Raw genomic sequence first — 26723 nt, 5'->3', positions numbered from 1 at the left:
CGTACAACATCCCCATTCATCCCGGTTGGACTGCCCCCAGGACAACCGCCTTGAGCATTGATGAGAAAACCATCAAGCCATTTTTAGTTTTAACTAAAACTATTCACTAGTGTTCACCTAAATAAAAAATATAGATAAATCAGAGGATAAGGTGGTGAATAGTTCTCGCCAAACTCTTCACCCAGTGTTCACTACTGTTCACCCGGCCCAAAACGACCTTTTCTCTGGCTAGCGGTATTTGGCGGTTTTCCCCTATTAATCAACCGTCCATCCATCGCTCAGGCTTTTCGGCCGGTTTGCCAACAAAGGTCAATAAAGGCCAATATAGGCCAATATGTCCACTTGATTGAAAAATAATCATAAAATCTGTTCCACCACACAACAACACCTTGTTGCTACCCCGGTAAATATTCACATAATAGGGCGCTACCGAAGTTCACACAGTCCCGGCCAGCGTTGGCCGGACACAAAGAGGTAGCGTTTTATGTTGACCGTTTCCACCCCCTCTCCATCCACCCCGTCGCCGGTGTTTCAAAATGGCTACACCCCGCGCGAGCGCTTTATTCGCTTGCCGGAAGTGCTTTACACCACCGGCCTGTCCCGCTCCACCGTGTACGAGATGATGAGTCGCCGGCAGTTTCCGGCCCAGATCTCCCTCGGCGGTAAAAACGTCGCCTGGCTGGCCTCCGAGGTCGAGCAGTGGATGGACGAACGTATCGCCAACCGTCACCAGGAGGCTGCCGCATGATGCAGTTAACCTTGGGTCGCCAGCACTTTACCCTGAGCGACAACGACGCACTGTTTATTGCGGAAGCTATCCTGTTGCAGCGTAAAGAGCCTGGCGTCGTCTTGCCGGAGCACCGCAGCGAAAAACATGGCGTTATTCGTCTGGCGAGTCGCCAGGCTCAGCCGCGCCTGTTCCGTGCCGGGCCGGTGCCGCTGACCTGCGCGGCTGCCGATACCCGCAACGACCAATTGACCGACTGTTGATCACTATGCGATCGATTGAACGTCCGGGGGTGTCTTACGGCTTGCCCCCCTGTCCGGCCCTGCGCTATAGTCCTCCCGCTGCCGCAAAATCGGCAGCCGGGCGTGGAAACCCGTGTAACTTACTGGCGACACAACACGCGCCTAGCGTGTTTTTTTTCGTCGCAGCCTTTGCTCGCTCATTTTTTGCGCGGTGGATGTTATGCTATCGCAGCAGTCAATCAATGGTGGCTCAGGCGGGGCTGACTTCGGTCAGGCCGGTTTCCAGTAAGGCCGGTATTTCCACCCCCGTCTGGGCTACCACCCATAAGCGTGGAAACTTCGGTGGTAGCAATAACCAATACTTGCTGGAGGCTGCCACCATGGCTACGACCCTCACCCCGACTTACCCTGAATTTTGTTTCCTGTTTGCGGCCATTCGCCGTACTGCCCTGACGGCAACCCCGTGCATGCTGCGCACGGTGGCGGATTCTGAGCACAACGCCCGCCGCCTGCTGGCCCGTGATTACGTGTTGTCCTTTGCCGGTCGTCTGCCGGTTAAGGCGGCAGCATGAACACCCTGGCCGACCGCTACTACCGCGACACCCATTACCCAATCCCGCACGCCGATTTTCTGCGTCTTCAGCATGCGCACGCCACCGGCGTGCTGTTCCTCGACTTGCTGGACACCCTCGACCTCGGCGGCCAGCGCCCCGATGCCGTGCAACAGGCATCGTTTGCCTCGGTCATTGCCTTGCTGACCGATCAGCTCGGCCACGTCGTCAACACCTGTGAAACCCAAATCCTTGCCCGCATGGAGGCCACCGCCGCATGAATACCTCATCCTGTTTACCGATTGAAGTCCGTACCGCCGTTTTCCGCCGCGCCGTGGCGCAAGCCTATCTGGATACCTGCGCCTTTTACCGGGTGAGCCTCGGGTACACGCTGGACGAGCTGCAGATGACGATTGCCCTGCGCCTGGAGGGACATTTTGTGCGGCAGTACGGCGTGGATGACGGCATGGACATGGCGTGCACCATGCTGAGCGACATGGTGCAGCCGGACGTTCTGGTGGCCGCACCGCGCTTGACCGCGCTGGGGCAAAAGATGATGGACGAGCTGTGCTGCGAGCGCCTGTCGGCGGCACAGAACGCCACCGTACACTGAGGAGAGAAAGGATGAGCGCCCAGTTCGTTTCCCAGACCGTACGCACCGCCACCGGCCACTGGCCGGTGATACTCCCGGCTCTCGGTATCGCCTTGCAGCCGAACGGCAAGCCGCAGCCGTGCCCGACCTGCGGCGGTAAAGACCGCTTCCGCTTTGACAACCAGGGCGGGCGCGGCACCTGGTTCTGCAATCAGTGCGGGGCCGGTGACGGCCTCAACCTGGTGGAAAAGGCCTTGTCACTGTCTGCCCGGGCCGCTGCCGAACAGGTGGCCGCCGTGATGGGGGAGAACGCCAGCGCCTTGCCACCGGCCGCTGAGACCGGCCATGCATCACAGAAGACCGGCGGGCAAGACAAGGCCGAGGCCCAGCGCAAGGCCGCGCGACAGGCACAGGCTCTGGTGGCTGCTGCCCGGCCCCAGACCGGCAACGCCTACCTGAGCGCCAAAGGCTGGCCGGAGGCAGAAACCCTGACCCTGCACGGTCAGCCGCTGCGCGTCGGCGGTATCACCTTCCAGCCCGACGACCTGTTGCTGCCGCTGCACAATGCCGGAGGCGAGGTGGTCAACGTGCAGTTGATTAACGCCAGCGGAGACAAACGCATGCTGGCAGGCGGGCAGGTGAAAGCCGCCTGCCACATCTTGAGTGGGGCGGACAACGCGGTTATCTGGCTCACCGAGGGCTACGCCACCGGTCTCACCGTGCATCGCCTGACCGGTGAGACGGTGTGCGTGGCGCTCAGCGCCAATAACCTGGCGGCGGTGGCGGAGCAGCTACGCAGCCACTACCCGGACGCGCGGCTGCTGCTGGCGGCCGATAATGACCGTAGCGGCACCGGGCAGATCCGCGCCGCCGAGGCGGCCACACTCACCGGCGGCACTCCGGCACTGCCGCCCACAGAGGGCGACTGGAACGACGTCTACTGTAATCAGGGAATTGAGACCACGCGCGCCCAGCTCCAGGCGCTCAGCCAGTCACCACAGCCCAGCCCGTTCGACACGCTGAGCGATGCCGATTTGAAAGCCATGAGCGCCAGCGAGAAAGCCGAACTGCTGGCCGAGCACTACGGCAATACCCTGGCGGTGCCGCCGGTGGGGGAAGAGCTGTGCCGCTATACGCGCGGCGCCTGGCAGGTGCTGCCACACCGACAGCTGAGCCGAGAGATTGCTGCACTGTTCCAGAAGGTACGCGCGCCGTTCTCCGCCGCCGGTATCAACAGCATCCTGGACACCCTCAAGCTGATGGTGCCGCAGATGGGCGAGCCTGCCCGCCGATTGATAGGCTTTCGTAACGGGGTATTCGATACCGTTAGTGGGCAGTTCAGCGCCCACCGGCAAGAGCACTGGCTGCGCACCGTCAACAGCGTGGACTACACCCCGCCGCGCGCCGGGGAGAATCTGGCCGACCATGCGCCGCACTTCTGGCAATGGCTGACGCGGGCCGCCGGGGGCAATCACGACAAACAGGCGCGTATCCTCGCGGCACTCTTTATGGTGCTGGCCAACCGCTACGACTGGCAGCTGTTCCTCGAAGTGACCGGCCCCGGCGGCAGCGGCAAGAGTGTGATGGCGGCCATCGCCCGGCTGCTGGCAGGTAGTGACAACACCACCTCGGCCACCATCGACAACCTGGAGTCGGCGCGCGAGCGCGCCGCTGTGGTCGGGTTCTCGCTGATTATCCTGCCTGACCAGGAGAAGTGGAGCGGTGACGGTGCGGGCATCAAGGCCATCACCGGCGGCGATGCGGTGGCTATCGATCCGAAACACCGTGCCCCTTACTCCACGCACATTTCAGCGGTGATTTTGGCGGTGAACAACAACCCGATGCAGTTCAGCGACCGCAGCGGCGGCATCTCGCGCCGCCGGGTTATTTTGCCGTTCCCGGAAGCTATCGCCCCCGAAGAGCGCGACCCGTTGCTATTGGCGAAGATCACCGAAGAGCTGGCTGTGATTGTGCGTCACCTGATGCAACGCTTCGCCAACCCGAATGATGCGCGTGTACTGCTCCAGGCGCAGCAGAGTTCGGCGGAAGCCCTGGAAATCAAACGGCATGCCGATCCGCTGGTCGATTTTTGTGGTTACCTGACGGTGCTGGGTACCCCGGAAGGGATGATGATCGGCAATGCCAACATCACCCCGCCGAACCCGCGCCGCTATCTGTACCACGCCTACCTGTCGTTTATGGCCGCACGGGGCTATCAGCACGTGATGAACCTGACGGCGTTCGGCCAGGCGGTGCCGCAGACGCTGAAAGAGTACGAACACACGTTGCTGAAACGCCGCACCAAGCAGGGAATACAAACCAACCTGATATTGAGTGAAGAGTGCGAAGCGGACTGGCTGCCGAAGTGCGGGGCGGTGTGACGATAAACGGGTCGATCGGCCGGGCCGATCAATAGGCCTTTATTGATCTGCCGAACCCATTGGACGCTGTTGCGCGGGGCCGCTTATAGTCGAGCGGTACAAACCGCATACACCCAACACCGGGGAACCCCGTAGCGGTAACTACTCAGGCCTGCATTGCAGGCCTTTTCTTTGTCTAAAACCTCTCCCTGCCACTCACCCACAGCGCAATAAATCACCGGCTCGGGCCGGTATTTTGCATTTATGGGGCTGACTGTTCACTGTGAGTGACCAGTTAGGGCAAACTCATCACCAACTAATCACGGTTAATTTATTGTTTTTAAACAACTAAAATAAAAAGTGAACAGTGTGACCAGTTTTTCTATAAATCTTTTTTTCACGGAGATGTGATAATCCATTGTGCAGGAAAATTATTATTAATAAGTTAAGGCACTACATGAGTCCGACCTTAGGTGTAGTGACCAGCGTTTATAAATGCTCAGATCTGCATCGACCTGCATTTCATTTTACTAACCCACATTAGAAGAAGATGAAAATCCACCTCTTAGTTGTAAAATATAATTAACTAGACATTTGTTGGTTATTATTTACACTTTTCAGCTTGTGTGTGATTGAATGTCAACGAGGACTGATTGCGTATCGACAAAGGATGTTGGTTCATCATGGGAGCTTGGCTACTTGCAATGAGTGGTGGTTTGGAGGTGCGGGCTGCGTCGGCATTTGTTAGCCCTGCTGACCAAAATGACATTGAGCGCCAGCAAAAAGCTTTACTAGATCAAACACAGCAGCAGCGTGAGGCGTTGCAAAACAACGTTGCTCTGCCGGCCTTACCCTTGCCGGCCCCTGCCGCCGCTGGTGAAGCCTGCCAGCTTGTGCGGCAGATTAGGTTTCAGGGGGCCGAACATCTTTCCTGGTCGGTAAAAACCCGGCTGGCCAAACCCTACCAGGGGCGTTGCCTGACGTTGAGCGCCATCAATCGCCTGGTGCGTGAAACCACCAATGCCTATTTGCAACGCGGCTATGTCACCTCTCAGGCCTATCTGCAAGAACAAGATATTTCTGCCGGCATGCTGACCATCAGCGCCAGCGAAGGGCGGATCGAATCCATTACTCTCGATGGCGAAAGCAAACTGGCATTGGGCATGGCGTTCCCCGGCATGGCCGGTGAGGTATTGAATCTGCGGGATATTGAACAGGGCATGGAGCAGCTCAATCGCTTGCCTTCGCAGCAGGTGAACATCGATATCCAGCCCGGTGCGCATGCGGGGTATTCACGGGTGGTGCTGCAGCGCAGCTCTGCGCGTTGGCCCGTCGCGGTTTCCGCCGGGGCGGACAACAGCGGGCAGAAAAACACCGGTACCGGGCAGATGAATGCCGGCGTGACGCTGGACAACCCGCTACACCTTGCCGAGCAGTGGTCGCTGTCCGCCGCGCGTAACGACGATTTCAGCCGTAGCCATCGCAGCCGCAGCCTGAACGGCAGCCTGACTTTGCCTTACGGCTACTGGTTGTTCAGCTACCAGTATGCCTGGAATGATTTTTTCCAGAACCTGCCTTTTAATGGCGAAACTTATCGCTATCAGGGCAACAGCCAAACCCAGCGCTTGGGCGTTAGCCGCACGCTGTTGCGAGACGGCACGCGCAAGTTTGCCATCGATATCGGGCTGACGCGGCGGCGCACGGAAACCGCCTGGCGGGTGAGCGCCTGGCGGTCAGTAGCCCAACGCTCAGCGTATTTAGCCTGGGCGGAAATTACAGTGCAACCGCGGGAGGCGGCTATCTGACGCTGAACCCGACGATAAGCCATGGCCTTTCCATGTTGGGCGCGACAGAGGATGACCCGCGCCATACCGACGCCCCGCGCAGCGAGTTTCGCAAGCTCAGCCTCAGCGCCAGCTATTTCTATCCACTGACTCCTTCGCTGTATTACCTGACTTCGGCCTATGGCCAAACCAGTGCGGACAATCTGTACGCCAGCGAGCGTATTTCCGTAGGCGGGCAATACTCGGTGCGCGGATTCAAGGAACAGTACCTGACCGGCAATCGCGGCGCTTATTGGCGCAATGAGCTCAACTGGCAATTGATGACGCAGCCGGGGCTGGGAGAACTTGCTTTGATCGGCGCGCTGGACTCCGGCTGGGTACAGGGGCGCGCCGGAAAAATTGACGGCGGCAACGTTACCGGCGTAGCGCTCGGCGCGGCGCTGAACAGCCGATGGTTCAACCAGTCGTTCACCGTCGGCAAGCCGCTGACGCACCCGAGCAGCCTGAAGCCCGATCTTTGGGTGGCCTACTGGCAAGCCACCGTCACGTTATAACGCCAGCGCACAGCATCGGCGCCGGCAGGCGCCTGAAAACCAACATCCTTTCAAAGGAGTGAAGAGTGGATAAGCTTAATCACCCGCTGGCGCGCGGCGCCAGCTATTTGCTGATCTATCTGACGGCGCTGCAGCCGTTGCACCCGGCCTTCGCCGCCGGCATCAACGCCGCCAACGGCAATACCCAGATACAACAGGGCAACGTGCCGGTAGTCAATATTGCCACGCCAAACGGCGCCGGCATCTCGCACAACAGTTATCAGGATTTCAATGTCGCCGCGCCCGGCGCGGTGTTGAACAACGCCACCGCCGCCGGTCAGTCGCAGTTGGCCGGGCAGTTGAATGCCAACGGCAATCTCAAAGGCAAGGCCGCTGAGCTGATCATCAACGAAGTCACCGGCGGTAGCCGTTCCGAGCTGCAGGGCAAGCTTGAGGTGTTCGGCAATAAGGCCAACGTGATGATAGCCAACCCCAACGGCATCAGCTGCGACGGCTGTGGATTTATCAATGCGCCGGGCGTGACCTTGACCACCGGCAAACCGCAGTTCGACAAGCAGGGCGCGCTGGAGGCGCTGGAGGTCAAAAAAGGCCTAGTCACCATCGGTGGAAAAGGCCTGGACGGCAGCGCGCAGGATTATGTCGATATCATCAGCCGCGCCACAGAGCTGAACGGGCAAATCAAAGCGAAAAACCTGTCGCTGACCCAGGGCGCCAACCGCATCAGCTTTAAGGATGGCATGGTCACCCCGATAGCTGGCGAAGGGGCCAAACCTCAATTGGCGGTAGATACCAGAGCGCTGGGCGGTATGTATGCCAACAAAATCCGCCTGGTGGCCAATGAGGATGGGGTAGGGGTTAACCTGAAGGATCTTATCACCAATCAGCGTGACATCACGCTGAACGTGAACGGTAAAATCACCCTGGCTGGTGCCACGCGCAGCAAGACTGACCTTAACGTCAGCGCCAGAGACATGCTCGTCGCACCGGGTGCCACCGTTCAGGCCGATCAGGACGCTACGCTGGCAAGCCAGATGCTGACTAACGCAGGGCAAATTACCGCCAGCCGCGATATTCGCGTGTTCAGCGATACGGTGCGTAACGTGGGCTCAGACACCAAAATCCACGCCAATAACAACCTGTGGATCCAGAAGGATGCGCAGGGCAATAAATCGACCCTGATCGAGAACCGCTCGGCCACTCTCAAGACCAACGGCGGCGACCTGGTAATACGCACTCAGAAGCTGGATAACACGGTTGACGTACTTAACCTGGGAGAGCAAACGGATACGGGTGAGCGCGACGGTATCAACCTGCTCAATGCTATCTATCAGGCCCGTGCGTCGGGCAATATCGGGGATGGGAATGCGTACAGAGATTCGCTCACGCGGGCGATGAGTCAATATTTCGGCGCCGGCTGGTGTAGCACTGGCGATATGGCCTGTGCAGATAGATGGAACGCGTCGCAGGACCGGTGGTTCAATAACGGGACAACAAAAACGGTTATTCAGGGGATATCTGCGCCCGGACGTATCGCGTCCGGCGGAAACCTGTATGCCAATGCGTCCACGCTGATTAACCATCTGAGTGATATTCGTGCCGCGAAGGACCTTATCCTCACCGGGGACAATCTGGTGGTAAAAAGCCAGTCGCTGGGGACGCTCGGCAATCATATACATTTCGCGACAGACGGCGAGGCGTACAGCAAACACAAGGAAGGAAACGGTATTCTGCCCGCCATCAGCTTTATTCAGCCGGGTGCTTCCGCGCGCAGCTGGCGTGCTGATGGGGATATCAATGCCACGCTGGTTGCCGGCGGCAACCTGGTGGCGGACTTCAACAGCACCATCAATATTGACACCCCGCTGGGTTATGATCCTGTTCAGGTTGCTGAAGTTACGGTTATTCCCCGCAGTGAAACCTTATCTGCTAAAAACGTCTTACTGAAGGCCGGCACCATTAAACTGTCGGATGTGGTTGTGGCGAAAGAAAATGTCACCCTGCTTGCCGACAATAATATCGCCCTTCAACAGGGGGTTATTCAAGCGGGTAATTCCGTTGCAATGACGGCGATAAACAACATAGACCTCTGGCAAAGCAATGTGAATGCCCTGGATATTACGCTGCTCAGCCGCAATGGGCCGGTCTACTCGGTAACCAGTGCGGGGCCGCATTTCTTTAATGCTGATGGCAGCCGCTGGTTTAGCAGCCTGTATGCGCGCGGAGATCTGACGATTCAGGCCGGGCAGGATGTGCTCCTGCTGGACAGCGTGTTGGCTGACGGCAAAAATATCACGATAAACGCCGGCAGTGGACTTAAGGTTTGGCGGAGTAATGGGTTGCTGGACTACACAAAAATGGAACCCGGCAGCCAGGCGGCGGTTCAGCAGCGGTATAACGATGCGCTGAATGCGCCGGGCAATCTGAGCGCTTCCGGCTCCATTACTCTGAGCAGTAATGGCTACCTTGATATGCGCGGCGCGCGCGTGACTGCAGGGCAAGATGTCAGCATTGTGTCGGGGCATAACGTCGATTTGAACCCCAGAGATACGCCGCCTTACGCGAGCCTGTTTCCCGAATCGCAAACGCCTGAACGCGGAAGCCGAGTTACTGCTGGGGGGAGTATTCTCCTTCACTCTGCCAGAGATATGGGATTGCAGGGGGCTACCGTCCATGCCGGCAAAAACCTCGATATTATGACAGGTAATCTGTGGCTGGCCGCCGTTGAGTATACTCATAGTGCTTCCGGTGAGAACGATCTGGATATTCGGCACCTGACCACGCTGTTGCGGGCGGAGGGGGCGATGTCGCTGGTTGCCAATCGCAATATCGCCGCCTATGGCACCGACTTTTCTTCCGGCGGCAATATGTACATCGCCGCTAACGGCCCATTGACCTTTGAGGCGGTCAAAAACCGCACCCAGCATAGCGGTGACGGAAATTATAGCGAATCGGTGACGCAGCAGAGCAGCGTACTGAACAGCGGCGGGCTGCTGACCCTGCTGTCGAACGGCAGCATTCTGTTTCAAGGTACCAGGCTGTTGGCAAAAGGCACGCTGGATGTCACGGCCAAAGGCGGCTATCTCTATGCGCAGGCGGTGGAAGAGTTTAACCACTATGAAGATAAAAAGAAGACCTGCAGCAAATGGTCTTTTTGCATCACTAAGAAAGAGGTCACCCAGACGCGTCACGATGTGACCAACAAAGTGACCGAGTTTAGCGCCGGCGGCGACATCAACCTGTTGAGCCGTGACGACAGTACCTATGAAGCCAGCAAAATAGAAGCAGGCAAAAACGCCAGGCTGACCAGCACTAACGGGAAAATTAATTTCCGCGCGGTAAAAAATACCTCTTTTGAACAGACCGTTTCGATTTCCAAAGGCTTTTTCATCAAACAGGCCGATAAAGGTTATACCGAAACCACCTGGTTGTTGCCGAACATTTACACCGGGGGCAAGCTGACGATTGATGCCGCTCAGGGCGTGACTGCCGATGTGAAGGCGCAAAATGGCCAGGCGTTGCAAAGCGCCATTAACGCGATGGGCAATAGCCCGGGCACGGAATGGCTGAAGGGCCTTAATCAACGCGGCGACGTGCAGTGGAGCGTGGTTAAGGATGCCTACGACAGCTGGGATTATAAAAGCCAGAGCCTGAACCCGGCCGTAGCGGCGGTGATAGCCATTGCGGCGGCGGCGGTAACGGCAGGTGCGGGGTTGGCGGCTGCGGCGGGCAGCTCGGCCGTTACCGCCACCGGCGCGGCCGGGGCAAGCGCGAGCGCAGTGTACGGCTCTGCCTATGCGGGGATGACGAGCCTGATGTCCCAGGCTGCGGTGGCATTGGTGGAAAACCAGGGAAATTTATCGAAAACTCTGAAAGCGCTGGGTAGTAGCGGCAGCGTTAAGTCGGTGGTTACCGCAATGGCGATAGGCGGGGCGCTGGCCGGGTTCGATGAAATGGTGCTGAAACTGGATGTGCCGGCCGACAAGGCCCGCTTGCCGGTCTTAAACAATGAAGACTGGGGCAAGGTGGCGCAGCGGGTGGCGGGGCAATCCATTATCAGCTCGAGCCTCAATACCACCATCAACGGCGGCAGCTTCAAAGACAACCTGACCAACGCGCTGCTGGCGAATATCGGCGGCCAGGTGCAGGCCGAAGGCGCCCACCTGATAGGGGATAACGGGGATGTGTTGGGCGTGGTCGGGAAATCGGTCAGTCATGCGGTGCTGGCGGGCATCAGTGCGGAAATCGGCAAGGGTGACGGCAAAGGAGCAGCGGCTGGAGCACTGGCGGCGGAGCTGGCCGGGGTGATTATGCAAAGCACGCTGTTCGAACCGGCCAATCTCAATGAGAAAGAGCGTCAGATATTGCGCTTGCAAGAGGCGCTAAACGGCAACGAGGCTAAAGAGCAGACAGCACGTGTTATCGGCGCGCTGACCGGGGCGCTGACCACCCATACGCCAGAAGGCACCTACAGTGCCGCGGACAGCGCGCAGTCGGTCTATCGCTACAACATGACCGACCATATGTTCATGCAGTTTGCACTGGACAACCAGAGAGATATTCTGGCGGCGGGCAATGGGGATACGGAGGCGGCGAAGCGCGTGGCTGCCCGCCGCGAGGGTGCGGCTGCGGTTGCCGTGATTGGCGGCGGCGGCATAGTGTTGACGGCCGGTGGCTTAACGCTGCTGGGCGCCGCCCCGGAGCTGGTTGCGGCCGCCCGACTGGTTATCACGGGTTGCAAGACCAACCCGGCCCTGTGCCTGAACCAGGCAGGAATTTATGCCGCCGATATCGCGGCGCCAGATGCGGTCATCGGTACCGGGGCCATCGCCTCCGGAACCACGCTGGTTGTCGGAAAAACGCAGGACGCGGCGAAAACACTGGCGCAGCAAACGGTGAAGACCGTTGATGAATCGCTGAAGAGCCGAGTGTTCAACACCCAGCCGGTTGCGGATTTGGTAAAAGCGCAAACCGCGGCTGACGCCAGATTGTCGGCGCAGGCGGCAGAAAAGCTGCAGGCGCTGCAGAAGACCAGCACCGATCAGCTGGTTAAAGTATTTGACCCGAAACAGAGCGAAAGTAAGCTGAGCGTGTTTGGCCAGCAGTTTGAGCAGGTGCTGGGCGAGGGGGGAGGCAACAAGTCCGGAACGACCAAAGTTTTTGCGACGGAAAAATTGTCAAGACAAGAAATCATCGACTATGCCCAATCGCTGGCTGGTACGGTGCCTTTGGAAGCGAAAAACACACCACAGGGCATGGTTTATTATGCAAAGAAAGATGGTGTCACTATCAATCTGAGGGAGTATTCAGATAGCAAGGAGCAAACAAAGGCGCGCTGGACTATTGATATAGTTGGCAAATCAAGTGTTGGAGACGCTGTAGGGCAGAAAGTAAAGAAAGTTGAAATAAAATTCAGGTGATTAGAATGAAACCAATAATCTCAGATTCATTATATGAAGAAAGAGCATATACGTTGGAAGGAATGGCCATTGATGCGCTTTGGGGGGTGAGTTGCCCAGATGAGGACATTTGGAATGATGCCTTCCCTTTTGAAGAGAAAAAAGAATATTTCTTTGCGTTTCTTCAACGTTTACTCGAAGACGGGAAGATCAAGCTGGCCAGCCGAGGCAAATTCTTGGAGGGAAGTGTCGCTGAGCAGATTGCACTGTATCGCGAGAGATTTCCCAAAAATCAAGAAGAAATGGACGCTGATGCCTTCGACGGATTCTGGTTTCTGACAGAGGAATGCCCTGGCTGTATTGTCTGGATCCATGACAGCGGTTATGAAGATTGGACCTGAGTAGTTGTCAGCGTGCAGAGAACGCCGAGTCGGCAACGATGGGGCGGTTATTCGGTTGGTAGTGTGGCACGCCAGGCGCCAATCTCTCCGCTCGGCGATATCGCTGGTATCGCCAACCACACTACCTGCTTCACGGAACTACCTGCTGGGAACCCGTTACGTTTTTGAGCGCGTAACGGGCTACTGGTTAAGTGGCTCGGCGGAATTGGTGATGTAGCACCGATCGGTGTTCAGTGAGTGGAAATGCGGATTCAACGGGCTGTCAGGAACGAATAATCACTTACGCTTCAGTATAGGATCGTGGTTTATATACCGAAGTTACTATAGCATGTGTGATGCAGAGGCGTGGGCTGGGCCGCTGCGCTGTTTTGAAACGAGTTTTGGCGATGACAATTTTTGTTGCAAATCCAGACCAAACGTTTACTAGGTCTTGCCAGAAACATTAAAAATGCTAGGATCTGTCCCTTCGTTTTTCATGGATGGTCTAATGGACAAGAAATTCTTCAAGTACGCCGCCGTTGGTGTGCTTAACACCGCTATTCATTGGGCAGTTTTCTTCTGCATGCTCAGGTACCTCGGTGCCGATCAGGCTTTGAGCAACTTCGTAGCCTTCTGCATTGCCGTCACCTTCTCTTTCTTCGTGAATACGAAAGTGACATTTCAATCGACGGCAACTACCACGCGATATGTGTTGTATGTAGCGTTTATGGGTTTTTTAAGTATCCTCACGGGCTATATGGCAGACCATTACACAATCACACCATGGATTACTTTAATTAGTTTTTCCGCTATAAGTTTGATTTGCGGATACGTTTACTCTAAGTACATAGTATTCAAGGAAAAGAGATGAAAATTTCCCTTGTCGTTCCTGTCTTTAATGAAGAGGAGGCCATTCCGATTTTTTATACCAGCGTTCGAGAATCGAAAGCGCTTTCTAAATATGTCATAGAGATAGTTTTCATTAACGATGGAAGTAAAGACGCCACTGAGTCGATTATTAATGCCCTGGCAATCTCTGATCCTCTCGTTCGCACTATTACCTTCACGCGCAATTTTGGTAAAGAGCCGGCACTTTTTGCCGGGCTTGAGAGAGCTTCCGGTGATGCCGTAATACCTATCGATGTTGATTTGCAGGATCCAATTAGCGTAATACCTCAGTTGATAGAGAAATGGCACGCGGGCGCTGATATGGTGCTGGCAAAGCGCACTGACAGATCGAGCGATAGCCGATTAAAACGAAAATCTGCAGCCTGGTTCTATAAACTCCATAACAAAATAAGCTCGCCTAAAATAGAAGAAAACGTAGGTGATTTTCGCCTTATGTCCAGGGAGGTAGTAGAAAATATAAAACGCCTTCCAGAGCGTAACCTTTTTATGAAAGGTATTCTTAGCTGGGTTGGCGGCAACATAGAGATAGTGGAGTACAGCAGAGCCGAAAGGGTAGCAGGTATTTCAAAGTTTAATGGATGGAAGCTTTGGAATCTTGCATTGGAAGGCATTACATCGTTCTCCACCTTGCCATTGCGTATTTGGACATACATAGGATTGGGAGTGGCAGCGTTATCCTTCTTTTATGGTTTCTGGATGATTTTTGACACCTTGATTTTTGGTAATCCAGTTAGAGGGTATCCATCACTTTTAGTTTCTATTCTGTTCCTAGGTGGTATTCAGCTAATAGGCATTGGTGTTCTGGGCGAGTATATAGGCAGAATATACCTGGAAAGTAAGAAACGCCCAAGATATATAGAAAAAAATAAAAATGGAGTTAAGGGTGAGAACTAATAATCTAAGATCATTTTTGATAATGATTGTTGCGTCATTTTTAGGCGCCGTATTCACATATGGTAACTACATATATAGGTCTACGCTTAATATTGATGGAGAGTTCACCAACAATTTCTATCAGACCGTCTCTCTCGGGCGATGGTTCCATGCTTTTTTACGCAATTATTTTCTGCCAGAACCTTTTTTACCCGTTCTGACGCCGTTGATATCAGTAATTTTAATTTGTATTGCGGCGATGGTTTTCTGCAAGATTTTCAGATTATCACCTTTCCACTCTGCATTTGCCCTGTTATTATTTATTACATCACCTCAGTTGGCGTATCAGCTTGAATTTTTAAATCAATCGGATACGTTTTCTCTAGGTGTATTGATGTGCACGATATCAGCACTTATCCTGGTTTCCAGGTCAGGCTATCTGGGGTTTATTGCTGCATCAATATTGATAGCACTATCACTTGGGATCTATCAAACTCTTATTTCATACCTTGCTGTGGTTATTGTTGCCTATTACACCATAATGCTGGCAAGGGACGAGATAAACCTCAGGGATTTAATTAAAGGGATTGCTAAAGGGGCATCGTCAGCGTTAATTTCATTGATTTTGTATGCCGTTATTTCATTAATTGTAAAAAAACATTTCAATGTCAATGCGGATGGCTATCTTTCATCATACATGTCATTTTCCGATGGTGGTTTTCATTATTTTTTGACTGTGGTAAACGGATTTCTAAGAGCTATTGTTGGATTACAGTTCTATGGTGGAACTACACTGGTTATATTGTTAATTGCTACCTTATACTGTGTTTTTTTATATGCAAAATCAAAAGACGGTAAGTATATAACAATTGCTTTGTTGTCATTGATTGTTATCTTTATTACTTTCTCATTTATCGTCATATCCGGAAGCTCATCACCTCCCAGGTTGTTTGTTGCATGCGGCGCTGCTATGTCTTTCTCTTATATATTGGTTTTGACATATAAAGAGAAAAACAATACGCTAAGCGCCATTGCTGCATTAGTGATCTGCACTAATATATTTTTCGTTAATAAATTATTCTCTTATGATGTTGAAGTTAGAGAAAATGATGTATTAATGGCGAAAGAAATCAAACAAAGAATTGGTGAAATTGGGAAAGCCTGTGATGGGGCTAAAATTTATATTCATGGGGGTTATGATAAAAACAATACCATGAATTTGCGTTCGGATACATTTGGAAAGTCGTTCTTCTGGTGGGATGGTGGTAACTATTTAAGAGCTGTCGCATTTCTTAACCATTATAAAATCTGCAATGCAGAGCCAGCTAATGAACAGGAGGTGAAAAGCCTGCTGAGTGATATAATGGTTAAACCTAACTGGCCACGTGACGGTTCAGTTTATTCAGAAAATGGCGTAATTGTAATTAAGCTTTCTGATGAAAAGGGCTGGCTTCCGTTCCTGCCTTAGGCTTAATCTATTGAGGGGTGTTGGCAAACACACGGAAATTAGATGCTGTGCCAACACCCGTGCTTATTACAGTGGCGACGTTGCATTCGATGACGCCAACGGCATTTTTGGCGGGCGCCCCATAAACTATGTTAGCCGTTCCGGCATCGCATGATGTGATGCTAATATTCATTTGGTTGCTGACAGAAATCGCATCGTTGGTTGACAGAGATCCCTTATCAATCTGGCATCCAGATAAACTTAGCGATCTTGCTGATGCTGAACGTACGCCAGATGTCCATGAATTTGCCGCTCCGGTAATCTTGACGCCCGAGATCACCATGCCTCCCTGATGATTAGTGTCAGAGTCTCCGGCAACAATTGCAAAACTCCCCGCAGGCATTCCGCCACGGTATGACGTGATAACTGAGTTCACCACTTCGACGCCGGCCTGGCCAGGAGTGACCGTTTGTATGTTGACTCCAGAAAATGGCTTTGTCGTGTTATTGGTCGCAATATACCCGCCATTCATTACATGATGGTTACCGCCATCATAGCGCCATCCTATCACTCCGGCATAGTCTATATCTGGATTGTCCAATCTAACCATGCTGCCTATTGTGATTGCACCGTAATCATAGCCGACCACGGATGAATTTATAAATTTGATATTCTCCGGCATATGCACCCCCAATCCCCCATAGTTTTCAGCCGTCATCCACCAGCCGATACTGCTGCCAAATGCGGCGAAGTCGGCACCGTCGCTGTTTGCAATGGTATGACTTACCGTTAACTGCAACGTGCTGCCGGCGACATGGATAGGGTTTGCCACCGAAGTCATGCCTACATTATCTATATTGACTCTAAAGGCATCTTTTAAGAAAAACCCGCCGCCAAATGCTCCCCCACCACCAATCTCTAAGTCTCTGAATGTATAACCACTGGTGTAAGAAATGCTCGTAGCTCCGGGGGCTGTGCCTGGAAAGAAAAATGCATACTTTGTTTTTGGTTTACTGGCGGTTGATATTAACCTAAAACCGCAAATCAGCTTCACACCCCTGCCGGTTTTCACTGGCATAATAAAACCATGCCCTGAATGATCCACATCAAAAACAGTGGTCATTCCCAACCCCATGAAATTATTTTCTGATAGTTGAATAGATGAGGTAAGTCGATATCGATTTGAAGAAATAACGGCTTTTCCAGAGTTTATCGCGGATTGCACTGCCGCCGTATCATCCGCAACACCATCTCCTACGGCACCAAACATCTCAGGCGTGACGAAATTAAGAGGGGGGGTATTTTCTGTGATATTGAATGTTGGATTTTCAATTGGATTAGATGGCATTTTATGGTCTCTCATTATGGTAGGTTATCTATAGTGCACTTTTACTGAAAAAAGCGCTATTCCATTATGGTTCGGAGTGTTCACTCTTGATGAGCGATTCATGCAGACTTCTAACTCAGTGTTCGCTGTCAATTTATTGTTTTTAAAAGGATTATTTTAAAATTGAACAGTATGGCCAGTTTTTCTATAAATATTTTTTTCTGGCGTATTAGGCCGGTCTGGGAACAACATGCGGGAATATTGTATCTGGATCATCACGATCTCCTGCACTGTCTGTAATGGTACAGTTCGGGGGGCAAAAAATTGTGTATATGTTGGTGTATAATTCATTGTTGAATTAAATCATTTAAATTCATCGTGCTATTATTCCTGTGCTCACAGCGTTCTGCCATGCCTGATGGGGCCCACGCATTGCTGGAAGCGCAACAGAACTCCGATGAAGCGCTGGAGATTAAACGCAGTGCTGATCCGCTGGTCGATTTTTGCGGTTACCTGCTGGCGGTCAGTGCGCCCGATGGCCTGTATATCGGTAATGCCAACATTACCCCGGCGAACCCACGCAAATACCTGTATCACGCGTACCTCTCTTACATGGAAGCCCGGGGCACAAATCTGACCGCGTTCGGGCGTGCGGTTCCGCAAACCCTGCATGAGTACGAAATAGCGCTGCTGAAACGCAAGACCAATCAGGGGATGCAGACCAATCTGATATTGAGCGAAGACTGTGAAGCTGACTGGCTCCCCAAGTGTGAAATGTGCTAAGCGAATGGCGTCACGATCGTTTCTGCCGATCAATAGGCTTTTATTGATCTTCCGAACCCATTGGACGCTGTTGTGTGGAGCCGCTTATAGTCGTCCTGTACAAACCGCATACACCCAACACCGGGGAACCCCGTAGCGGTGACTACTCAGGCCTGCATTGCAGGCCTTTTCTCTGTATTAAACTTCTCACTGTTGCTCACCCGCCGTGCAATAAATCATCGGTTCAGGCCGGTATTTTGCATTTTTGGGTCTTACTGTTCACTGTAAGTGACCAGTCAGGGCAAACTCATCACCAACTAATCAAGGTTAGTTATTGTTTTTAAACAACTAAATTAAAAATTGAACAGTGTGACCAGTTTTTCTATAAATCTTTTTTCAGCCTCCAAGAAAGAGAACGTTGTGTTCAGAAAATACCCGTGACAATTTATACTCAGTTGCGCTTCCGGTTTGGGTTCGTAGGACGGAACCAAACCGAAATCTTTTATCTGATTGAATATTGGTCGAAAATGCAGGGGGGAAGGATTAATTTTCTGATGTATCACGGGATTTATGCTGGGGGCACAAAAAGGGGCATAATCTCGAATGAATTATAATTACTTTATATATTTCATTGTATTATGTAATTGTTCGAGTCCGGCCTTCGCACCATTAAGTACCGCGCGAACAAGAAGCCACCGAAAGGTGGTTTTTTTGTGCCTGGAATCTGCCTGCCGCAATTACCTACCCACTTTACTTTGTATTGACGTATTTCCCATTTCAGTAAAAACCGGATCTTCCTGATGCTTTCCTAAGGCCTATCTGATTGACCTTAAAGGCTAAAATGGCGTTTCATTGAACCCTTTCGGATCAAGGAGTTCCAGGATGGAGCCACAACAGGAAGGGATCACGCGGGCGTTAACGCCGGGCGAAGTCAATCTGGCGCGTTCAGTGTTTGGCAGCACCATTTTCTATCAGACCGTGTTGGTTCACTGCGACAGCTATCTGCCGTTTGGATTGCAGAATCAGTACACGGCGATGAGCCCGAATGGGGAGTTGTACTTTCGTAGGTCACTTTATGAAAGAGATTATGCGAGCCAAGATCCTGAAGCGCAGCATCTTTTTATTCATGAGATGGTACACGTTTGGCAGCACCAGAAGGGCATGTGGGTACGCGCCCGTGGGCTTCTCAGTTGGGCGGTAAGTTATCAATATCGGCTTGATAAACCTTTGCTGCGCCACTACAGCATGGAACAGCAAGCATCGATAATTTCAGACTATTTCATTCTCAAGAGATATGGGGCGAATACCTTCTTCCGCTTGCCAAACAGGAAACTCATCGGGATAGTGGACAGAAGGACATTGTCACAATTTAACCCCATAATCAGAAGCGCAGGGCTGCCATTATGAGAAAATATTTATTCCTTCTTTTTCCTCTTTTTATCTCGGGTTGCCCAACCGGTGACAGGTTTAATCTCTATCAAGCACAAAGTAAGATCGTAGACGGTAACGTCTGCGTTTTTTTTAATGAGAGCGATATCGTAAAAAACGAATCCATACTGAATATCGCCATCTGGAAGCAGGGTAGTGATGACTATGTTTACGAAAAGTCATATGCCTACAACCCGGTAACGTTGGAGGCCAACAAGTGTGTTCCAGGTATCGGTGAGTTTAATTTTATCGCCGGTGAAGGATACACTGTGTTGGTAAGAACACCGCTGAATTCGTATCGAACCAGTTTTGTTGTGATGAAGAAGGGTGAAAACATGATGCTGAGGCCCGATTAGATTGCAATGAGATGTTTTAACTAAAGATTATCATGAGAGTAATTCATTATTTCTATAGAAATTACAACCTGTAATAGGAATCGCAGGGCTGCCACTATGAAAAAAATCCTCTTACTCTTTATTCCTCTTTTTATCTCTGGTTGCCCTATGGGGGATAAAGTCAATTTACGCCCGGCAAAAGCAACTGTTGCTGGCAGCAAGATCTGCATTTTTGTCGATAGGAATGACATGGAAAGAGAGGAGAGCCTTCTGAAGGTAGCCATATGGCAGTATGGCAATGATAATTATGACTATGAAAAATCATATGTTAACACGCCTGTTGCATTGGAACCGGGGAAGTGTGTTCCTGGAGTCGATGAGTATGATTTTATACCCGGTGAAGGATACAGTATTATTGTCAGTACGCCTTTGCATCCTTATGAGGCCGGGTTTATCGTGTGGAAACGGGGTGAGGAGGTTGTGTTGGAATCGAATTAGGTTTTAATTATATGATTTCTGGTTGACTCGTTATAGATGAAAATATTTATTAGTTATTTCCATATTAATATCTTAAATTTTACTTTACTAGTTAATTGATTGATTTTTCGAGTGGTAGTAACAGCCCTCATAAGGTTTGTTTAGAGAGCTGTAATTATGATGTTGTCATTTTAATGATTGCATCAGTTTTATCATGCTGTTTTCATTTTTTATTTTTATCTTTTCATAATAAATTGGCTCTAGAATGGGTGAGTCCCAAACATGGATCTCACCTTTGTTAAATGGAATGCAATTCATCGCGGATGCTTTTAACTTGACTAATTTCTCATCATGTTTATTGATGTCATCAACCGTTAGTTTTAAACTTTCCGCTCTAGCTTGTATGATTGTTGTTGGGCAAATTAGTTGTTTATTACCTAAAGTGAATACACTAACGCCAGTGATAAAGAATCTACTAGGTATGTTTTGAAAATATCTCGTATTCCATAATAGACCATTAAACATGGTATGAGGGTGAGTTTCTTCTTTGATGTAAAACTGATGGATACGCCAGTCACTAATACCAGATAGATTCATTGTTAGATTTATAATCATATTTGGTATTGGTCTGAATATCATGGATAAAACAACTAAGGCTGTTGGGATTGATACTAATATAATAATAATGGAGTGAAGCATACCACCGTTCTTCTTTTCATTTATGGCTTTGTTGAATAAATCAGATTTCGGGTAAGTCTCCCCCGTAGCGGGTTGTGTTTTCAGGCAATACGCACGCTTTCAGGCATACCTGCTTTCGTCATTTTGTTCAGCGCTCGTACCAGGGCCATAGCCTCCGCAACCTGACCATCGTAGTCACGCAGCGTCAGTGAACCCCCGAACAGCTGTTTTACCCGGTACATCGCCGTTTCCGCTATCGAGCGACGGTTGTAATCTGTTGTCCATTTCCACCGCGCATTACTCCCGGTCATTCGCTGATTAGCCACTGCACGGTTACGGTCTGCATATTCACCGGGCCAGTAACCCGCACCTTTTCGGGGAGGGATAAGCGCGCTGATTTTCTTACGCCGCAGTTCATCGTGACAGAGCCGGGTGTCGTAAGCGCCGTCTGCCGATGCTGCCCTGATTTTTCTGTGAGTCTGCCGGATAAGACCCGGGAAGGCTTCTGAGTCCGTCACATTGTTCAGCGACAGGTCTGCACAGATGATTTCATGTGTGTTGCTGTCAACTGCCAGATGCAGCTTACGCCAGATACGGCGGCGTTCCTGGCCATGCTTTTTGACTTTCCACTCGCCTTCACCGAAGACCTTCAGCCCGGTGGAATCAATCACCAGATGCGCGATTTCACCCCGGGTGAACGTTTTGAAACTGACATTAACCGACTTTGCGCGCTTGCTGACACTGGTGTAATCCGGGCAGCGCAACGGAACATTCATCAGTGTAAAAATGGAATCAATAAAACCCTGTGCAGCCCGCAGGGTCAGCCTGAATACGCGTTTAATGACCAGCACAGTCGTGATGGCAAGGTCAGAATAGCGCTGAGGTCTGCCTCGTGATGAAGGCGTTGCCGACTCATACCAGGCCTGAATAGCTTCATCATCCAGCCAGAAAGTTATGGAGCCACGGTTGATGAGGGCTTTATTGTAGGTGGGCCAGTTGGTGATTTTGAACTTTTGCTTTGCCACGGAACGGTCTGCGTTGTCGGGAAGATGTGTGATCTGATCCTTCAACTCAGCAAAAGTTCGATTTATTCAACAAAGCCTTCATTTATATAAATAGTGCCAGGTAGAATACTTAAGGTGGAAAATGTTAGAGCTACGGCAGCAAGTAAAGCCAGTTGAGCAAAATCGCTACTGCCGTCTGTAAACTCTAGCTGGCTTAGTAAGAACAAAAGAGGAAGTATTTGTACAATAGCAGGGGCAAGTAGTGACAAAGGTAATAAAAATATCATCGACCTTTTACCTATTCTGCCTTTTATTTCGCTGTTGCTTTGATGAGTTATTTTAATTGGCTTTATGATTTTTACATAAGTAATGTAATAGCTCAAAAGTAAAGATGCGACAATGAAAAGTATAGTACATACGTACCCATTTGCTATTGAGTAATTATAAACAATAAAAGATGTGATCAACAGAATGCATGAACCTAGATTATTAAATAATCCAACGTTAGAAAATCCATGAACTGTGCTGTGTTGTTTCCCTAGTTCATTTTTATAGTTAGAAAAGATCAGTATTATAATAAATGAAGAAGAAAAAATTAACGTGCTAAAACCAAGAGTTGATATTATGGTAAAGCCAAATATCACGGCTATAGCTGAACGAGCGCTAATAGCATCATAGAATATATCTAGTCTGTCTAAATTAAAAAGGTATAACCATATAACTGCGATGGTTAGTCCGGTAATGAATGCGGAGGATGAAAGAACAGATATAATCAGTTTCTTGCTAGGTGCTTTAAAAGGGACATAACTCATTATGTGAAATCCTTCTCAAAAAAATTCCTTCAAGTGTGGAACCAAATTTATGCTACATAAGGATTAAAATATCAACAACTTCTAGTTATTCACTTGAATTATTGATCTTGCCAATAAAGATGGTTGTAACTATTTTTTGTTTGATAGATATGCTAGGGGAGGGCAGGAGGGAAGATGGTGTTATTCAAGCGTCGGTCTCTGGGATCTGGTTAAGATCTATACGCACCGCCGATGTCACAGCAAGCAGTATTGATTCATGTATAATCTACCCATCTTTACACGTCCCCTTTCAGGTTATTGATATGGCTAACACAAATTTCTCTCAAACGGCTGCTTTCATCTGGGCGGTTGCCGATCTGCTTCGCGGTGATTTTAAACAATCCCAGTACGGGCGGGTGATCCTGCCGTTTACCCTGTTGCGTCGCCTTGAGTGTGTGCTGGCGGGCACCAAAGAAGCGGTGCTGGCAGAGGCGGAGAAACTGAAGGCCAGCCCTCTACCGGAAGAAGGGCGAGAGAAGTTTCTGTTGCGTGCGACCAAAGGGCTGTCTTTCTTCAACACGTCGCCAATGGATCTCGGCAAGATGGGGCAGAACGACATCAAGGCCAATCTAGAGAACTACGTGCAGTCGTTCTCTAAAGATGCGCGTGAAATCTTTGAACACTTTAAATTCAGTGAGTTTGTCGGCCTGCTGGAAGATGCCAACCTGCTATACAAAGTCGTTAAGAAATTTGCCACCACCGACCTGAGCCCTAAAGCGATTTCTAACCATGATATGGGCTTGGTGTTTGAGGAGTTAATCCGTCGTTTTGCGGAGAGCTCTAACGAGACGGCAGGGGAGCACTTTACCCCACGCGATATCGTGCGTTTAACCACCTCATTGGTATTCATGGAAGATGATGAGGCACTCTCTAAAGAGGGTATTATCCGCACCATTTACGATCCCACCGCCGGCACGGGGGGCTTCCTCTCATCGGGTATGGAATACGTGCACGAACTGAATCCCAAAGCCGTGATGCGTGCCTTTGGCCAGGAACTGAACCCCGAGTCCTACGCTATCTGTAAAGCCGATATGCTGATCAAAGGCCAGGATGTCAGCCGTATCAAGTTGGGCAATACGCTTTCTAACGATCAGCTTCCGCAGGAGCAGTTCGATTATATGCTTTCAAATCCCCCCTTCGGCGTGGATTGGAAAAAGATTGAAGGTGAGATTAACGACGAACATCAGCAGAAAGGCTTTAACGGGCGCTTTGGCCCAGGCTTACCGCGTGTCTCTGATGGTTCGCTGCTGTTTCTGATGCACCTGATCAGCAAAATGCGCGACAGTCACAATGTGGATGGTAGCGTAAACAATGGTGGGCGTATCGGGATCATCCTCAACGGCTCACCGCTGTTTACCGGCGGGGCAGGCAGTGGTGAGAGTGAGATTCGCCGTTATATTCTGGAAGCAGATTTGCTGGAAGGGATCGTCGCATTGCCGACCGATATGTTCTACAACACTGGCATTGCGACCTACGTCTGGATTTTGTCGAACAAGAAAGCGCGAGCGCGTAAAGGTAAAGTGCAACTGATTGATGGCACTAACCTGTGCGGCAAGATGCGAAAATCGCTGGGTTCTAAACGCAATCTGATGGGCGAGGACGATATCAAGCTTATCACCCGCACCTTTGGTGATTTTGAGGTGGTGGATGCCACCCCGCTTGAAGAACTTGGGATGGAAAAAGCGGCAGAACAAAAATCCAACCGTGGGCGCCAATCTACCAGCTCTAAAACCGAAGCGCCGAAAACCTTCGCCAGCAAAATCTTTAACAGCACCGATTTTGGTTATCGTCGCCTGACCATTGAGCGCCCTTTGCGCTTATCTGCACAGGTCACCGATGAAGCGATTGCCACGCTGCGCTTTGCACCGAAGCCGTTTAACGCTCCCATGGAGCGTTTGTACGAAGAGTTTTCGGCACAGTGGCATGACGGAAACTATGGCGATTTCTCCGATATCGAAGCAGAAGCCCGAACGATTATCAAAGCAGAATTTGCCGAGCTGAAGGAGAAGCAGATTAAAGATCTGCTCGACAGCAAGCTGTGGCTGGCACAGCGTGCATTGATGGCTAAAGCTCAGCAAATTCAGGCAGCATTAGGCGCTCAGGCCGGTGGAAAAACGCTGGTGAGCAACGATTTCAATCAGTTCCAGCTGATCCTGAAAGGGGCAATCAAAACGGCTGGTGTGAAGCTGGATGCCAAAGAGAACAAACAGTTTATCGATGCGATTACCACTAAGAACCCGGATGCTGAGCCAGTGGTAAAAAAGGTTCTGAAAGAGGCTGCCCAGCCGCTGTACGGCGCATTTGAGTACAAAGGCAAAGTGGTGGAGTTCGAGCAGGATGGCGAGCTGCGTGATAACGAGAACGTACCGTTAAATCCCGCCGTTTCCACCAGTGAACTGATTGAAAGCTACTTCACAGCAGAAGTGTTGCCGCACGTGGCGGATGCCTGGATTAATGCCGATAAGCGTGACGCGAAAGACGGTGAAATTGGCATTGTCGGTTATGAAATTCCGTTTAACCGCCATTTCTACGTCTATCAGCCACCGCGCCCGCTGGAAGAAATTGATGCCGATCTGGACGCCGTTAGCGCCGAGATTATGAAGCTGCTGCAGGAGGTCCATTCCTGATGGTTGGATTGAAGAAATATAGAGCTTATCCCGAGTATAATTGCACCAATACTGAAGGGTTAGTGCAATTACCTTCTCATTGGGAGTTAAAACAAGTCAGATACTTACTTAAAGATGGTGCGGAAGGTACAAAAATAGGACCTTTCGGCAGTGCACTAAAGTTAGAGGATATGGTTGACGATGGTGTGCAAGTGTATGGGCAAGAGAATGTTATAAAACGTGATTTTTCACTAGGGAAAAGAAGGATAAGTTTTAATAAGTTTAAAGGAATGGAAGTCTATGAAGTATTCCCTGGTGATATTTTGATCACCATGATGGGGACGAGCGGAAAATGTGAAATTGTTCCTCATAACGCTGAAAAAGGAATTATCGATTCACACTTAATTCGTGTGCGGGTTAATAATAAATTAATTGTCCCTAATTTTTTTAAACTGTTAGTTGATGAATCTCCTGAAATCAAGCATCAAATTAAAATTCAGGGTAAAGGGTCTATAATGCTTGGGTTGAACTCAGGTATTATTAGAGGTTTGTACTTGCCTTTGCCAGGTATTTCTGAACAGCAACTTATATTAAGTTTCCTTGATCACGAAACTGCAAAAATCGATAAGCTGATTGAGAAGCAAAAACAACTTATTGAGCTGCTGAAGGAAAAACGCCAGGCAGTGATTAGCCATGCCGTTACCAAAGGGCTAAACCCTGATGTGCCGATGAAAGATTCTGGTGTTGAATGGTTAGGAGAGGTGCCTGAACATTGGAGGGTAATGCCCTTAAAGTACATCTGCGCATTAATTAAAGATGGAACTCACTTGCCACCACCACGTGTAGATAATGGCATTCCTTTGCTAAGTGTAAGGAATATTGTTGGCGGTGTGTTTCAGTTCAGGGATGATGACTCACAAATCTCGCATAAGGATTATAAATCGCTATGTTCTTCATTCGTTCCTAAAAAGGATGATGTGTTACTGGCCATCGTAGGAGCAACTCTAGGTAAGGTTGCACTTGTTCCAGAAATGGACTCATTCCATATTCAGAGAAGCTTGGGAGTTTTCAGAACAACTAAATTAATTCACCCTCAGCATCTAAGCTATGTTTTTGAATCGAAAGACTTTCAAAGTTTACTTTGGGAAAATGCTGGTTTTTCAGCACAGCCGGGAATTTATTTGGGAACATTGTCTAATTTTTGTGTTCCAGTTCCTCCAGTTACTGAACAATTTAAAATATCAGAATTTATTACGGCCACTGTGAGTAAATTAGACCTTCTAATTTCGCAAGCGTCCCAACTCATTACATTGATACAAGAACGCCGAACCGCCCTAATCTCCGCCGCCGTCACCGGTAAAATCGACGTACGCGACTGGGTTGCACCTGATATGCAAGACGTTGAGGAGCCACAGGAGACCACCGCATGAGTATGGACAC

The 26723-nt window shown here is 50.4% G+C and carries 20 protein-coding genes and 2 pseudogenes; 18 read left to right on the top strand and 4 right to left on the bottom strand.

Going from position 1 to position 26723, the window contains the following annotated elements; translation table 11 throughout:
* Positions 1–484 precede the first annotated feature (484 nt).
* From GF111_RS10415 to GF111_RS10360, 12 genes and pseudogenes are all read left to right on the top strand, one after another.
* Positions 485–748 (top strand): AlpA family transcriptional regulator, encoded by a 264-nt coding sequence (locus GF111_RS10415; RefSeq protein ID WP_147191574.1) that lies wholly within the window; start codon positions 485–487, stop codon positions 746–748.
* A complete protein-coding gene (locus tag GF111_RS10410; RefSeq protein WP_147191576.1) occupies positions 745–990 on the top strand; it encodes a hypothetical protein in 246 nt (81 codons plus the stop codon). The genes GF111_RS10415 and GF111_RS10410 overlap by 4 nt, the downstream gene beginning before the upstream one ends.
* A gap of 5 nt (positions 991–995) precedes the next feature.
* A complete protein-coding gene (locus tag GF111_RS10405; RefSeq protein ID WP_147191577.1) occupies positions 996–1541 on the top strand; it encodes a host cell division inhibitor Icd-like protein in 546 nt (181 codons plus the stop codon).
* Positions 1538–1801 carry a hypothetical protein gene (locus GF111_RS10400; RefSeq protein WP_016928972.1) on the top strand — a complete coding sequence of 88 codons (264 nt, stop codon included), beginning with the start codon at positions 1538–1540 and terminating at the stop codon, positions 1799–1801. Before GF111_RS10405 ends, GF111_RS10400 begins: the two co-directional genes overlap by 4 nt.
* A complete protein-coding gene (locus GF111_RS10395; protein ID WP_076741054.1) occupies positions 1798–2133 on the top strand; it encodes a DUF5375 family protein in 336 nt (111 codons plus the stop codon). Before GF111_RS10400 ends, GF111_RS10395 begins: the two co-directional genes overlap by 4 nt.
* 11 nt (positions 2134–2144) lie before the next feature.
* Positions 2145–4493 carry a primase-like DNA-binding domain-containing protein gene (locus GF111_RS10390; RefSeq protein WP_147191579.1) on the top strand — a complete coding sequence of 783 codons (2349 nt, stop codon included), beginning with the start codon at positions 2145–2147 and terminating at the stop codon, positions 4491–4493.
* Between the two features lie 662 nt (positions 4494–5155).
* Positions 5156–6810 (top strand): annotated as a pseudogene (locus GF111_RS10385) (ShlB/FhaC/HecB family hemolysin secretion/activation protein).
* A 65-nt stretch (positions 6811–6875) separates the two neighbouring features.
* Positions 6876–12227, top strand: a complete 5352-nt coding sequence (locus tag GF111_RS10380; RefSeq protein WP_047729167.1) for a DUF637 domain-containing protein — start codon at positions 6876–6878, stop codon at positions 12225–12227.
* Between the two features lie 5 nt (positions 12228–12232).
* Positions 12233–12607 carry a DUF596 domain-containing protein gene (locus tag GF111_RS10375; protein WP_047729166.1) on the top strand — a complete coding sequence of 125 codons (375 nt, stop codon included), beginning with the start codon at positions 12233–12235 and terminating at the stop codon, positions 12605–12607.
* A gap of 487 nt (positions 12608–13094) precedes the next feature.
* On the top strand, positions 13095–13457 hold the full coding sequence (locus GF111_RS10370; RefSeq protein WP_047729164.1) for a GtrA family protein: 363 nt from the start codon (positions 13095–13097) through the stop codon (positions 13455–13457).
* Entirely contained in the window at positions 13454–14389 is a 936-nt protein-coding gene (locus GF111_RS10365; RefSeq protein ID WP_047729161.1) for a glycosyltransferase family 2 protein, read from the top strand. The genes GF111_RS10370 and GF111_RS10365 overlap by 4 nt, the downstream gene beginning before the upstream one ends.
* A complete protein-coding gene (locus GF111_RS10360; RefSeq protein ID WP_162420237.1) occupies positions 14379–15836 on the top strand; it encodes a glucosyltransferase domain-containing protein in 1458 nt (485 codons plus the stop codon). Before GF111_RS10365 ends, GF111_RS10360 begins: the two co-directional genes overlap by 11 nt.
* Before the next feature lie 7 nt (positions 15837–15843).
* Here the strand turns inward: GF111_RS10360 and GF111_RS10355 are convergent, their stop codons facing one another.
* Positions 15844–17163, bottom strand: a complete 1320-nt coding sequence (locus tag GF111_RS10355) for a hypothetical protein (protein ID WP_144349882.1) — start codon at positions 17161–17163, stop codon at positions 15844–15846.
* A 378-nt stretch (positions 17164–17541) separates the two neighbouring features.
* Here GF111_RS10355 and GF111_RS10350 point away from each other — a divergent pair.
* The 4 genes and pseudogenes from GF111_RS10350 to GF111_RS10335 form a co-directional block, all read left to right on the top strand.
* Positions 17542–17925, top strand: a pseudogene (locus tag GF111_RS10350) (winged helix-turn-helix domain-containing protein); the annotation flags it as partial.
* An 861-nt stretch (positions 17926–18786) separates the two neighbouring features.
* Positions 18787–19311 (top strand): type IV secretion protein Rhs, encoded by a 525-nt coding sequence (locus GF111_RS10345; RefSeq protein WP_147192006.1) that lies wholly within the window; start codon positions 18787–18789, stop codon positions 19309–19311.
* Positions 19308–19688 (top strand): putative T6SS immunity periplasmic lipoprotein, encoded by a 381-nt coding sequence (locus GF111_RS10340; RefSeq protein WP_224217837.1) that lies wholly within the window; start codon positions 19308–19310, stop codon positions 19686–19688. Before GF111_RS10345 ends, GF111_RS10340 begins: the two co-directional genes overlap by 4 nt.
* A 96-nt stretch (positions 19689–19784) precedes the next feature.
* Entirely contained in the window at positions 19785–20165 is a 381-nt protein-coding gene (locus GF111_RS10335) for a putative T6SS immunity periplasmic lipoprotein (RefSeq protein WP_047729148.1), read from the top strand.
* Positions 20166–20330: 165 nt separating this feature from the next.
* Here the strand turns inward: GF111_RS10335 and GF111_RS10330 are convergent, their stop codons facing one another.
* From GF111_RS10330 to GF111_RS10320, 3 genes are all read right to left on the bottom strand, one after another.
* Positions 20331–20843 carry a hypothetical protein gene (locus tag GF111_RS10330; protein ID WP_154235519.1) on the bottom strand — a complete coding sequence of 171 codons (513 nt, stop codon included), beginning with the start codon at positions 20841–20843 and terminating at the stop codon, positions 20331–20333.
* Between the two features lie 80 nt (positions 20844–20923).
* Positions 20924–21892 carry an IS5-like element IS903B family transposase gene (locus GF111_RS10325; RefSeq protein WP_000654805.1) on the bottom strand — a complete coding sequence of 323 codons (969 nt, stop codon included), beginning with the start codon at positions 21890–21892 and terminating at the stop codon, positions 20924–20926.
* Between the two features lie 17 nt (positions 21893–21909).
* A complete protein-coding gene (locus tag GF111_RS10320) occupies positions 21910–22638 on the bottom strand; it encodes a hypothetical protein (RefSeq protein ID WP_154235518.1) in 729 nt (242 codons plus the stop codon).
* A gap of 302 nt (positions 22639–22940) precedes the next feature.
* Here GF111_RS10320 and GF111_RS10315 point away from each other — a divergent pair, with 302 nt between their 5' ends.
* Positions 22941–25304, top strand: a complete 2364-nt coding sequence (locus tag GF111_RS10315) for a class I SAM-dependent DNA methyltransferase (protein ID WP_047729146.1) — start codon at positions 22941–22943, stop codon at positions 25302–25304.
* Positions 25304–26713, top strand: a complete 1410-nt coding sequence (locus tag GF111_RS10310) for a restriction endonuclease subunit S (RefSeq protein ID WP_053056838.1) — start codon at positions 25304–25306, stop codon at positions 26711–26713. The genes GF111_RS10315 and GF111_RS10310 overlap by 1 nt, the downstream gene beginning before the upstream one ends.
* Positions 26714–26723: the final 10 nt, after the last annotated feature.

Origin of the sequence: Serratia sp. HRI (genome assembly GCF_010119335.3) — a bacterium.
GTDB classification, from domain to species: domain Bacteria; phylum Pseudomonadota; class Gammaproteobacteria; order Enterobacterales; family Enterobacteriaceae; genus Serratia; species Serratia nevei.
This window is presented reverse-complemented; position numbering and strand designations above follow the sequence as displayed.

What these genes read in the sequence shown, in the direction of transcription:
- GF111_RS10415 (WP_147191574.1), top strand. Translation starts at nt 485, where the DNA reads ATGTTGACCGTTTCCACCCCCTCTCCATCCACCCCGTCGCCGGTGTTT.
- GF111_RS10410 (WP_147191576.1), top strand. Translation starts at nt 745, where the DNA reads ATGATGCAGTTAACCTTGGGTCGCCAGCACTTTACCCTGAGCGACAAC.
- GF111_RS10405 (WP_147191577.1), top strand. Translation starts at nt 996, where the DNA reads ATGCGATCGATTGAACGTCCGGGGGTGTCTTACGGCTTGCCCCCCTGT.
- GF111_RS10400 (WP_016928972.1), top strand. Translation starts at nt 1,538, where the DNA reads ATGAACACCCTGGCCGACCGCTACTACCGCGACACCCATTACCCAATC.
- GF111_RS10395 (WP_076741054.1), top strand. Translation starts at nt 1,798, where the DNA reads ATGAATACCTCATCCTGTTTACCGATTGAAGTCCGTACCGCCGTTTTC.
- GF111_RS10390 (WP_147191579.1), top strand. Translation starts at nt 2,145, where the DNA reads ATGAGCGCCCAGTTCGTTTCCCAGACCGTACGCACCGCCACCGGCCAC.
- GF111_RS10375 (WP_047729166.1), top strand. Translation starts at nt 12,233, where the DNA reads ATGAAACCAATAATCTCAGATTCATTATATGAAGAAAGAGCATATACG.
- GF111_RS10370 (WP_047729164.1), top strand. Translation starts at nt 13,095, where the DNA reads ATGGACAAGAAATTCTTCAAGTACGCCGCCGTTGGTGTGCTTAACACC.
- GF111_RS10365 (WP_047729161.1), top strand. Translation starts at nt 13,454, where the DNA reads ATGAAAATTTCCCTTGTCGTTCCTGTCTTTAATGAAGAGGAGGCCATT.
- GF111_RS10355 (WP_144349882.1), bottom strand. Translation starts at nt 17,163, where the DNA reads ATGCCATCTAATCCAATTGAAAATCCAACATTCAATATCACAGAAAAT.
- GF111_RS10345 (WP_147192006.1), top strand. Translation starts at nt 18,787, where the DNA reads ATGGAGCCACAACAGGAAGGGATCACGCGGGCGTTAACGCCGGGCGAA.
- GF111_RS10340 (WP_224217837.1), top strand. Translation starts at nt 19,308, where the DNA reads ATGAGAAAATATTTATTCCTTCTTTTTCCTCTTTTTATCTCGGGTTGC.
- GF111_RS10335 (WP_047729148.1), top strand. Translation starts at nt 19,785, where the DNA reads ATGAAAAAAATCCTCTTACTCTTTATTCCTCTTTTTATCTCTGGTTGC.
- GF111_RS10330 (WP_154235519.1), bottom strand. Translation starts at nt 20,843, where the DNA reads ATGCTTCACTCCATTATTATTATATTAGTATCAATCCCAACAGCCTTA.
- GF111_RS10320 (WP_154235518.1), bottom strand. Translation starts at nt 22,638, where the DNA reads ATGAGTTATGTCCCTTTTAAAGCACCTAGCAAGAAACTGATTATATCT.
- GF111_RS10315 (WP_047729146.1), top strand. Translation starts at nt 22,941, where the DNA reads ATGGCTAACACAAATTTCTCTCAAACGGCTGCTTTCATCTGGGCGGTT.
- GF111_RS10310 (WP_053056838.1), top strand. Translation starts at nt 25,304, where the DNA reads ATGGTTGGATTGAAGAAATATAGAGCTTATCCCGAGTATAATTGCACC.